We start from the raw sequence: 11,880 nt of genomic DNA, 5'->3' as shown, positions 1-11,880 counted from the left end.
TTTTCTCAGTCCTGAGGTTTTGCAATGAAACAAATCAAGCTTCCAGTACATAGCAGCTACGACCCGGCCAGCAATGATGAGGCGCACGCCTTTGATGCGGCCAACTCCGAGCATCGCTTGGGTGGCTCGCTGTGGCAGGCTTTGACTGAGGCCGGGCGTCATCAACCTAGCGTTTTTTTGTACGCGCTTTATCTGCTGAGCCTGATCTTGTTGAAGTTTGACTATAACGGCCATCAACTGAGTTTTTTGTGGACTAAGCAAGAATGGTCTTTGTACGGCATGCTGGCTTTGATGGTGGGTTTTAGCTGTAGCTGTCTGCTGGTGGCTAGCCATTTTCTGCAATTGCAAAGGCCGCCACTGGCGGTGAGCCAGGTGGTGCAAGTGCTCAGCAATATTGGCTTGAGCATCGTGCTGGTGTACGTGGCCTTGGGGCGCGATAGGGCGGCGGCCAATGTCGGTCTGTTTTTATTGGCGCTGTGGTTGGGTTATCGGGTCTTGATTGCGCTGCGCTGTATCGCCAGCCTGGGGGCGATTGCCCGTTACTTTTTTCTGGCCACGCTGGCCTCCTTCGTGGTGGCTGGGGTGTGTGCGGTAGTGGCACTGAATCACTTGCCTTTAAATGCCGCGACTTATCAGGCGCTGGAGTTAGCCCTGATCGCTGAGCTGACTTTTCTAGGCTTGGCACTGGCGCAGCAAGCGCGCCGCCATCAATTTGCCGGTGCCAGAGCCATGCATCTGGCTTGCCATGATTCTTTGACCGGTCTGCATAACCGCCGCGCCTTTCTGGATATGGCTAAGCCCTTGTGGAGTAATGCCCAGCGCAAGCAGCGCCCGCTCAGCATGATCATGATCGATCTGGATCACTTTAAGCGTATCAACGATCAGCACGGCCATGATGCCGGTGACCGCGCGCTGCAAGCGAGCGCTGAATTAATCGAGCAAGCCTGCCGCGCTGGCGATCTGTTGTCGCGCTGGGGCGGTGAAGAATTTTTGATCTTATTGCCAGAGACCGATATGGATCAGGCTTGCCTGTTCGCTGAACGCGTGCGTGCTTCTTTGGAAGCGCTGGGGCTGCCGGTAGAATCGAAATCTATCATGCTGACTGCCAGTTTCGGGGTGGCCGGTAGCGTCGATAAGGACAGCCTGGAAGACTTGATCAAGGCTGCTGATCTGCGTCTGTACGACGCCAAAACCCAGGGCCGCAACCGCATCTCTAGCGAACACTGCCTGTTCTATAATTCGGTATTGCAAGCATAAAAAAATGGCAGCTGCCCGCAGGCGCATAGCCGATGCGGGTTTGCAGCCATGCCTGCCTGCAGCCCGCATGGGATATGCGCAGTGGGGCAGGTGCTTTTTAAAACCCTAGTAATTCGTCACTGTTCGGCCAGCGATGAAAACTCCCTCGCCCGCTGGCGGGAGAGGGCCGGGGGCGGAACAGGGAATTTGGATGGCATGCCATCCACCTGTGTAGCAATATTCGCTCATAAGCGAATATGCGCCCTGCAAGGGAGGGTGATTGAGCAACGCTTGCCTTCAAATAGTTGATGCGCTTAGCGCTATGAAAAATCAAACATTGTGCAAATTTGAACTACCCTCATCCCAACCCTTCTCCCGCGAGCGGGAGAAGGGCTTAGTATAGCGAGCTGAACAGTTATAGCAATTCGCTAGTTCGCCCCGTACAGCACAGCGAAATCAAAGTTCTCAGCAAGAATTGCCAAAAGCGGTGAAAATGGCGCACTCGTTTTTTCACCGCCCGCAAGACTTCAAGAATCGAACAATATGGCTACCCAGCAAGCGATCGTCGGAAAATTTACCACTGGCTCGACCATGCGTCACGTCGTCACCATGACTGCCACCAGTTCCATAGGCTTGATCGCGGTGTTTCTGGTCGATGTCTTAAATCTGTTTTATATCTCGCAACTAGGCCAACAAGAATTGGCAGCGGCAATCGGCTATGCCAGCACTTTGCTGTTTTTCCACACCTCGATTGCGATCGGTTTGACCATCGCCGCCACCGCCCTGGTGTCGCGCGCGATCGGTGCCGGTGGCCTGGCCGCCGCGAAACAATTAGCCGGCACGGCGCTACTCATCATAGGCGCGCTCAGTTTGCTGCTCACTTTACTCACTTACCCCTTGATGCCTGCTCTGTTGCAGATGCTGGGCGCGCAGGGTGAAACGGCGCGACTGGCGCAGCGCTTTTGCGCCATGGTGTTGCCGTCTATCCCCTTGCTGGCGCTGGGCATGTGCCTGAGCGCCTTGCTGCGCGCAGTCGGTGACGCTAAGCGCGCGATGTATGTGACGCTCGGTGCGGCGGCAGCCACCGCAGTGCTTGACCCCCTGTTTATTTTTGGCTTCGGGCTCGGTCTGGATGGTGCCGCTTACGCCAATATTTGCGCCCGCATGGTCTTGATTAGCATAGGCCTGCATGGCGTATTCACTATCCACCACCTGTATGCCCGGCCAAGTCGCACCGCTTTCATGCAGGGGCTTAAACCGTTTTTTGCGATCGGCATCCCGGCGATTTTGACCCAGGTAGCAACCCCGGTTGGCAATGCCGCGGTGACCGCAGCGATTGCCAAATATGGTGATAACGCGGTGGCTGGCTGGGCGGTGGTGGGGCGTTTGATCCCGGTGGCGTTCGCTGGCCTGTTTGCGCTGTCCGGCGCGGTCGGCCCTATCCTGGGGCAAAATCTGGGCGCGAAACGCTACGATAGATTGCGCTCTACCATGCGCGACAGCCTGAAGTTTACCCTGATCTATGTCTGTGTGATGTGGGCCTTGCTGGCGCTGGCTGGCAGCCACATCGCCAGCGCTTTTGGTGCGCTCGATCTGGGACGCGAGATCATCGTGTTCTTTTGCCTGTTTGTGGCTGGCAGCTTTCTGTTTAACGGCTGTCTGTTCGTGGCCAATGCGGCTTTCAATAATCTCGGCTATCCGCTGTATTCAACCATGCTGAACTGGGGCCGTTCTACCTTGGGCGTGATCCCCTTCGTCTGGTTAGGCAGCCACTGGTATGGCGCCATCGGCGTACTGGCTGGCTACGGCCTGGGCGTAGTGTTTTTTGGCGTAGCCGGCGTCTGGCTCTGTTTTCACGTACTGGGTAAACTGGAACGCGATGCGGCGGCGGCTGCAGCTGCTTAACTGTTGATGTGAACTGGGGGGGGGGGCGCTGCGCCTTCCCTGGCAGCAATGACGCAGCGTATCAAGCCCATCGTGACCGATTGAGCGCCTAACTATTCTGTTTCGTCATACTCCCGACATAATTAATGTTGATAATTCTACAAATGCGAAAGTAGGCGGGCTGTTGCTCGCCTCGTTTTCGTGTCTGAATTTCTCGATTAATCATGCTTAGCGCTCTCTGCTCCGGAATAATAATGAAACAAAAAATGTATTTGTCGGCCTTGGCTATCATCAGCCTGGCCGGATGTGGTAAGACCTCGGAAGACCCGAATGCGGTGCCAGAAGGCACCATCCTGAAGGTGGCTTTGCTGGAAACCACCGACCTCCATCAAAACATCCTGAGTTATGATTATTACGGCTTGAAAGCCGATACCAGCTTAGGTCTGGAACGTACTGCCACCTTGATCAGCGCGGCCCGCGCCGAAAATCCAAATAACGTTTTGCTCGATGACGGCGACGTGATTCAAGGCACTTTGCTGGGCGATTATCAAGCGGTCGCCGCGCCTGTCACTTGCAGCGGCACGCTGGCGGTACACAAGGTCATGAACGCGCTGAAATACGATGGCGCAGGCGTCGGTAACCATGAATTTAATTACGGCTTAAATTTCCTGAGCCAGATCACCAACACCGATTTTGGTGTTGAGGGCGTACAAAAGGGCGCCAATTGTGGCGCACCGAATTTCCCTGTGGTGCTGTCGAACGTGGTCGGTGTCACTAGCCAGAAGCCCATCTTCAATCCTTACTCGATACTGCCTAAGCAATTCACTGCCACTAAGCCGGACGGCACTAGCATGAACGTGCAACTCAATGTCGGCATCATGGGTTTTGTACCGCCGCAAGTGATGGATTGGGATCAAAAACACCTGGCTGGAAAAGTCATGGTGAATGGGGTGCAGGAGTCTGCGCTCAAGTATGTGCCTGAGTTACGCAGCAAAGGTGCCGACTTGATCGTGGCGCTCTCGCATGGCGGTCTGGATGCTTCGCCGTATAGCCCTAAGATGGAAAACGGCAGCCTGCATCTGGCCAGCACCGGCATTGATGCACTGATGCTAGGTCATGCGCATTTGATTTTCCCTAAGGCGAAAGAAACTAACGGCCCAGCACTGGATGGTGCGCTGAGCACGTTGCCGCCCGCTCAGGTAGATCCCATCAACGGCTTCGTCAACGGTGTCCCTGCCGTGATGGCGCAAAGCTGGGGCCGTCGTCTGGGGATTATCCAGATGACGCTGATTTACCAGTCCGGTAAATGGGTGGTGCAAAAAGATAAAACCAAGGTTGAGGCGCGCGGTTTTAAATATACCGATGGCACTAGCATCGTGGCGGCTGATCCTAGTATCGCGCCGCTGGTCGATGCCGAGCATAAGGCAACGCTGGCGTATGCCACGCAAGCCTTAGGCACGACGACAGATTTTGAAATGTCGGCCTTCTTCGCTTTGGTCGGCGATGTCAGCGCGATCCAGATCGTGAATCAGGCGCAGATCGATTACGTAAAAAGTTTTATCGCTGCCTCAACCGACGCCACCATCGCAAGTTATAAATCTATCCCTGTGATCTCTTGCAGCGCACCGTTTAAAGCTGGTCGCAATGGCCCTACAGATTTTACTGATGTGGCCCCTACTGCGACAGTGGCCACGCCATTTGGCTTGCAAGTGCGTAACCCGGGTGACTTGTATTTGTATGGAAATAACAATCTGCAAGCGGTAAAGATCAAAGGTTCGGATTTGAAAAACTGGCTGGAAGCAGCAGCCGGACAATTTGGAAAAATCGACCCCGCTGTGACGACCGAGCAAGACCTGGTACCGTCTTACGCTTTTATTTTTAACTACGATGTGTTCTATGCCGAGAACAATGCATTGAAGTACCAGATTGATGTCACCAAAGCAGTCGGCAGCCGCATCGCCAATTTGAGCTACCTGGGCAAGGCTATCGCTGACAGCGATGACTTCATCGTTGCCACCAATGATTATCGTGCCGGTGGCGGTGGCAAAGTGCCGGGCATAGACGGTAGTAAAACCATCATCAAGTCGCCCGATGCCAGCCAAGCGGTGGTGAGTAATTTCCTAAAAAAACAGGGCAAGATTACTGCTGCGGCGAATGGTACTGCGCAGAGCTGGAGCTTCGTCAAAGTGACGACGCAAGGCCCGGTGATTTTACGTTCTGCGCCGGGTAAATTAAGCGTAGCGCAAAATCTGGGTTTGACGCGCGTGAAGGCAGAAGGCAGTTTGGATGCTAGCGGATTCGCAAAATATTCAATAGATTTGAGTCAGTAAATTCACGATTTTCGCAGAATTTATGTCTTGAATTAATACCTTGATTTGATGCTACTTCCGATGCTGGAAGTAGCATTTTTCTTTAAAGAAGATGAAATTGAACTACCGCAAATTTTTTTTAAGAGCACGTCCATCCTTGATTTTTTCGTTTGTCAGCATGTTGCTGTTAGCTTGCGGTCTGGGCTTTGCCTCAATAACCTATTTCAATGCTAGCCCGACACCAACTTCGGCACAAATTGAAAGCGCGGGAGTACTCGCCATCAATGCCCAGACTCCCGCCTCCATGGCGAGTTTGTCGCAGTGGGCGCAACAAGGTATGCCAGCGGCGCAACGCGAATTGGGCCTGGTATTAGCCAGCGCCGGCACTGATCTGCCACAGGCTGTTAGCTGGCTAAATAAAGCCGCGCTGGCCGGAGATAACGAGGCACAATTTGTCTTGGCCGAGGCGCATTACAAGGCAAAACTAGGCGTGCCGCAAAACTATGCGCTAGCCTGGAAATGGTATGCGGCAGCGGCCATGCAAGAAAACACCAAAGCCAGTTTCATGTTGGCCAGAATGGCTAAGTATGGTGAAGGCGCCCCCCTCGATCTGGCGCTCTCGGTGCACTATTTGCAGCAGGCCAGTGAGGCTGGCAATGCGCAAGCCATGTTTTTATTATCCAATGCCTACGCAGTCGGTGAGGGCGTCGCAAAGAATGCTGACCTGACACAAAAATGGTTGGAAAAATCGGCCGAAGGCGATTATCCGGTGGCGATACACGAGCTGGCCTTAAGCCTGACAGCGAATCAGGATCAAGCGGGCGAAAACGCTCTGGCGGCACGTCATTTAATCAAGGAAGCCAATGACGAAAGAAGTTTGCGCTGGAACCGTTATCAATGAGCCGTTTTATTTTTGTTTGAACTTGCGCTTGGCTGGCAGATGTTTGGTGCTAGGAGTTTGTGTGCGGAATCGCCGCAATTGATGTAACGGGCATATGCGAATTAAAGTTCGAATTGCGACGGCATAAGGATAGAAATACAAAGATTTTACTCGTTACAGGAGTACCTTTGTATTGTTCTTAACCCAAGGAAATCGCAATGGAATTTACTCACCTCAGAGCTAAACAGCGCTCGCAAATTGAACGCCTGCTAGCGTCAAAAACCAGCGTAAGCAAGATTGCCACAGCAGTTGGGGTAGATCGTTCGACCATTTATCGCGAGATCAAGCGAGGCAAAGTAAATCAAAAATACAACGCCCTCGCGTCCAATGAAAGAGCGCTTAAACGCATTGCCAAAAGCGCAGCCAATCATCCAACGAAGTCCAAAGAAATATGGCCACTGGTACGTCATTTATTAAATCAGGAATGGTCTCCAGACGAAATTAGTGCACGTTTGCGGATTGCTGGCAGCGAAGAGAATTGGTCTATCAGTCACCAAACGATCTACAACTGGATCCGGCGTACCAAGAGTGCTTTGAATAAAAAACTACGTCGCTATCAGCTTGCCAAGGTCTGGAAGCCCGCCAAATCTAGCTATCCGGCCGGTCGCAAGAGTATTCGACAGCGTCCCAAAGACGCGCTGGCAAGAGAGATTGCCGGTCACTGGGAGGGCGACACCATCCGCGGACAGTCACATCATCACTGCCTACTCACCTTGGTCGAACGCAAAAGCTTGTACACCAAAATCTCGCCCGTCTTGCAAAAGACGGCCATCCTTGTTGCCGCTGCGGTTGGAAAAGAACTCAATGGATTGCCCGCCCTTTCACTGACCTTAGATAATGGCTGTGAATTTGCGCACTTTAAAGACATGGGCTTACCGGTCTTCTTTGCCGATCCTGGTCGCCCTCGGCAGCGCTCCCGCAATGAAAATACCAATGGTTTGATCCGTCAATACATACCAAAAAGAATGCGTCTGAAGACACTTTCCAGGGCGCGCATTCAACACATTGAAGACCGCCTGAATCATCGCCCCAGAAAAACTTTAGGCTACAAAACGCCACATGAAGTACTATTTAATTTAACACCTAATTCCGTCGCATTTCGAACTTGAATTCGCAGCATAGGCCTAAGGCGCATATTCCATGCGGGTCTTCAGGCTGTGTGCTCGGTAAGGCGCATGGAATATGCGCGTTGGGCTAGTGGCTATTTAAAAACTGTGTGGGCGCGTGTTCCTGGCTCACGATAGGCTGCATTTGGTGATGTACCTTAATGCGCCTTATTCGGTTTTTTTAGAAATTTTTGCACCAGGTCATCGACGTAGGTAAACACCACCGGCACTACCAGTAGCGAGAGGAAGGTGGAGGTGATCAGGCCGCCTATCACCGAGATCGCCATCGGCGCTCTGAAGCTAGGGTCTATGCCTATGCCGAGTGCGATCGGTAGCATACCGGCACCCATGGCGATGGTGGTCATGACTATCGGCCGAGCGCGTTTATGGCCGGCGTCTAGTAAGGCCGCTTTGCGTGACATGCCGCCATGCCTTGCCACGATCGCATATTCGACCAGCAAGATAGAATTTTTGGTGGCTATCCCCATCAACATGATCAGACCGATGAGCGAAGGCATGGAGAAGGCGCTGCCGGTGACCAGTAAGGCGATGAAGGCGCCGCCGATAGAGAGTGGTAGCGCGGCCAAAATCGTGACCGGCTGCATGAAATCATGGAACAGCAACACCAACACCATGTAGATGCATAAGACACCGGTGAACATGGCTAAACCAAAACTGGCGAACAGCGATTTCATCTCTTCGGCATCGCCCACTTCGCGCCGGACGATACCGGCCGGTAGATTTTTCAGGCTGGGCAGGCGGTCGGCGGCGTCGCTCACTTCACCCAGAGTTTTGCCATTCAATTCTATGTCAAAGCTGACGTTGCGCGATCTATCCATGCGACTGATTTGAGTGGGGCCGCTGCCCAGACTAAGATTGGCCACCTGACCCAGCATGACATCGCCGTTTTTTCCGGCGACATTGAGGCGCGCCAATTGCGCCAGATCGCTACGCGCGTTTTCCGCAAATCTGACCACGATAGGGAGTTGCCGTTCCGGTAGATTGAGCTTGGCCAGGCTGGTATCAAAATCGCCTATGCTGGCGATGCGTATGGCGTCGGCAATCGCGCTGGTGCTCACTCCCAGGTCGGCCGCTTTCGCCAGATCGGGTTTGATGATGACTTCGGGGCGCAGCAGACTAGCACTGGAGTTGATCGCGCCTATCCCTGGCAAGGTACGCAGATCGCGTTGCACCGCTTCGGCGGCACTGCTTAAAGTGTCGGGATTTTCGCCGGTCAAGACCAGCTGAAATTTTTCGCCGGCATTGCCTATGCCTATGGTGATACGCACCCCGGGCAAGACTTGCAGAGCTTGTCTTAATTGGTTTTCTATCTCGCTCTTGGTGGCGGCACGCTGCGAACGCGGCAGCAGGGTGAGTGTGAGATTAACTTTATTCACGCTGCTATTTCCACCCGGTGCAAAGGGGTCGGAGCCAGCATTGCCGCTGCCTATGGTGGTGTAAATTTTGCTGATGTCGCTGCGCTGTTTGAGTATCTTACTGGCCTGCTCAGCCATTGCCATACTGTCGTCAAAACGCGCGCCCGGTGCCAGTTCTAATCTGACCACGGTTTGCGAGCGATTGTCGGGCGGGATAAAACCGGTAGGGAGTAGCGGCACCAGCGCTAGTGAGCCAAAGAAAAATAGCCCTGCCAAAATGCTGGTCATCAGTCTGTGCTCCAGACACCATTTGGCTAAACGCATATACTGCTGCATGATCTTGCCGTCGCTAGTCTCATGCAGTATCGGTTTAAGCAAATAGGCCGCCATCATCGGGGTCAGCAAACGCGCTACCACTAATGAGGTCATCACTGCCATGGCCGCAGTCCAACCAAATTGCTTAAAAAATTTACCGACTATGCCGCTCATGAAAGCGGTAGGCAAGAACACTGCCACCAGCGTGAAGGTGGTGGCGATCACCGCCAGCCCGATCTCATCGGCCGCTTCCATCGCTGCCTGATACGGTGTCTTGCCCATGCGCAGATGGCGCACGATGTTTTCGATTTCGACGATGGCGTCATCTACCAAGATCCCAACCACCAGAGCTAGTGCCAACAGGGTAATGGTGTTGAGCGTGAAGTCGAATAGATACATGCCTAAAAAGGTAGGGATCACGGACAGCGGCAGGGCTGCCGCCGAGACCAGCGTGGCGCGCCAGTCGCGTAAAAACCACCAGACCACCAATACTGCCAGCAGCGCACCTTCTATCAACACGTACATGGAGCCGCTGAAGGATTCCTGAACCGGATCGACCATATTGTAGGCTTCATCTAGCTTGACATCGGGATGGCTTAATTGCAGTTTTTTGAGTGCCTGGTGGACGCCGTTGGCGACGGTGATTTCGCTAGAACCACGGCTGCGTGTGAGTTCAAACCCAACCACGGGCTTACCATCGAGCAGGGCAATCGAGCGGCGCTCCGCCACGGTGTCGAGCACCTTGGCAATCTGTCTTAGTTGTAGTCTGCGGCCATCATTGAGCGCTAATTCTAGCTGCCCCAATTGTTCTGCGTCACTGGCGCCTGCCAGTGTGCGTATCGCTTGCTCGGTATTGCCGACAGTGCTGCGCCCGCCGGAGGCATCGCGCTGTATCTGCGGAAGTAAGCGCGAAATTTCGGCGGCCGAGACATTTAAGCCTGCCATTTTTTCGCTATCGAGTTCTACTCGTATCTCGCGATTGACACCACCTACTCTGACGACTTTACCCAAGCCCGGTACCGACATCAAAGCCTTGGTGACTTGATTATCGACTAACCAGGACAGGCCTTCTTCATCGAGTTTACTGGAGGCGACCGTGTAGACCAAAAACGGCACACCGGAAAATTCTATTTTGCTGATGATAGGGTCTTTGGTGTCTCCCGGTAGCTCACCTCTAACGGTGCTGACCGCATTGCGCACGTCTTCCATGGCTTCGTTGACGGGTTTCTCCATGACGAACTCAACGGTGGTAATCGAGAGCCCATCTTGCACCGTGGAATAGATGTGTTTGACGCCTTGCAGCGTGCCAAAGGCATTCTCAAGTTTGCGCGTGATCTCGCTTTCTATCTGGGCCGGTGCCGCGCCGGGTAGCGCAGTGGCCACCGTCACCATGGGCAGATCGATGTCAGGGAAATCCTGCACCTTCATCTTGTGGAAGGCAGTTAAGCCTGCCAGCGACAGCAAGATAAATAACAGCAGGGCGGGGATCGGTGTCTTGATCGACCAGGAAGAAAAATTGATCATGTCATTTTCCTGAGGCCGCCTTAATACTGCCGCTCTTTTCTTTGCCGGAGTTTTGGCTAGTACTAGTTTGGGCGCTGACTAATTTGACGGTATCGCCGTCGCCCAAAAAGCCGGCGCCACTATCGACCACTTTGGCGCTAGTGCTCAGGCCCTTGGTAATTTCTATGCGGCCCTGTTGTATGCGACCTGTGCTGACACGCACTTGTTTTACTTTGTTGGCGTTTTCCAATACGAACACGCTGGCGTAACCGTCGCGCATCAGCACCGCACTACTAGGCACCGACAGCGCCATGCTCTCACCCATAAAAAATTCGCCTTTGACAAACATCCCTGGTCTAAGCTTGCTGTTGGCGGCTGGCTCCAGATCGACGTAGGCCAAAGCCTTGCGGGTGTGCGGATCAAGTGTGGGCGCGAGTATTCTGAGTTTTCCCTTGATAGGCTCAGCATCGCCATTAAAAACGCTGACGGCTTGTCCTGCATTCAGGCGCATGCTCTCATCGGCACTGAGCTCGGGGCGCCATTCCAGTTTGCTCTGGCGTATCAGCCGAAATAATTCCTGACCATATTGCGGTACCGCACCTACCGTGGCGCTGCGCGCCGAGATAATGCCATCGTCGGGAGCCAGTATTCGTGCATGTTGCAGCCTGACTGTGGCCGCTTGCAGGCTGGCTTTGGCCGCTGAAACCCGCGCCGCCGCAGTGTTTCTGGCGGTCGCGTATTGATTGATTTGCTGGTCGCTGAGTGAGCCGCTTTCTTTCAATTGCATGGCGCGTCTGGCGTTGCTATTGGCTTCAGCAAAAATCGCTTCGGCCTCGGCCAGAGCGGCACTTTGCTGTGCCTGCTCGGTGCTGAGTATCTCGTTGGAGAAAGTGGCGAGCAATTGGCCACGTTTCACCTGATCACCGACTTGCACCAATAATTCTTGCAGCCGCACGCCATTGAGTTCGCTACCTATGATGGCCTCTTGCCATGCCGCCACACCGCCGCTGGCAGTCAGGCTGGTATTCCAGCTGCTACTGAGGGGGACTGAGACAGTGACAGTTAAGGCGGCATTGCCTGCCTGAGCTTGGGCTGCATCGGCGGTCTCGGCTTTTTTGCTGGAAAACAGCAAAACGCCTATCAGTGGCAGCGTCGCCAGCAGACCCCAGATGATGCGTTTGTCGAATACGGCTTTCATGATGCTGCTCCAC

Annotated in this window: 7 protein-coding genes; 5 read left to right on the top strand and 2 right to left on the bottom strand. The window is 53.7% G+C overall.

The features are described from left to right. Window positions 1-24: 24 nt before the first annotated feature. The 5 genes from EJN92_RS06225 (at window position 25) to EJN92_RS06205 (ending at window position 7,478) form a co-directional block, all read left to right on the top strand. Complete coding sequence (locus EJN92_RS06225) at window positions 25-1,257, top strand: GGDEF domain-containing protein (RefSeq protein ID WP_126127013.1); 1,233 nt, start codon at window positions 25-27, stop codon at window positions 1,255-1,257. Between the two features lie 522 nt (window positions 1,258-1,779). Beyond that, entirely contained in the window at window positions 1,780-3,141 is a 1,362-nt protein-coding gene (locus tag EJN92_RS06220) for an MATE family efflux transporter (RefSeq protein WP_227869732.1), read from the top strand. A gap of 233 nt (window positions 3,142-3,374) precedes the next feature. After that, complete coding sequence (locus tag EJN92_RS06215; RefSeq protein WP_126127012.1) at window positions 3,375-5,450, top strand: bifunctional 2',3'-cyclic-nucleotide 2'-phosphodiesterase/3'-nucleotidase; 2,076 nt, start codon at window positions 3,375-3,377, stop codon at window positions 5,448-5,450. A 97-nt stretch (window positions 5,451-5,547) separates the two neighbouring features. Next, entirely contained in the window at window positions 5,548-6,330 is a 783-nt protein-coding gene (locus EJN92_RS06210; protein ID WP_170174879.1) for a tetratricopeptide repeat protein, read from the top strand. Between the two features lie 197 nt (window positions 6,331-6,527). Then, window positions 6,528-7,478 (top strand): IS30 family transposase, encoded by a 951-nt coding sequence (locus EJN92_RS06205; protein WP_126127010.1) that lies wholly within the window; start codon window positions 6,528-6,530, stop codon window positions 7,476-7,478. 155 nt (window positions 7,479-7,633) lie between these two features. Here the strand turns inward: EJN92_RS06205 and EJN92_RS06200 are convergent, their stop codons facing one another. Continuing rightward, entirely contained in the window at window positions 7,634-10,690 is a 3,057-nt protein-coding gene (locus EJN92_RS06200; protein ID WP_227869731.1) for an efflux RND transporter permease subunit, read from the bottom strand. Between the two features lies 1 nt (window position 10,691). Next, complete coding sequence (locus EJN92_RS06195) at window positions 10,692-11,867, bottom strand: efflux RND transporter periplasmic adaptor subunit (RefSeq protein WP_126127009.1); 1,176 nt, start codon at window positions 11,865-11,867, stop codon at window positions 10,692-10,694. Between the last annotated feature and the right edge of the window lie 13 nt (window positions 11,868-11,880).

Origin of the sequence: Undibacterium parvum, from assembly GCF_003955735.1 — a bacterium.
Classification (GTDB): domain Bacteria; phylum Pseudomonadota; class Gammaproteobacteria; order Burkholderiales; family Burkholderiaceae_D; genus Undibacterium; species Undibacterium parvum.
Note: the sequence above shows the minus strand (reverse complement) of the source record. Positions and strands in the feature narration are given on the sequence as shown.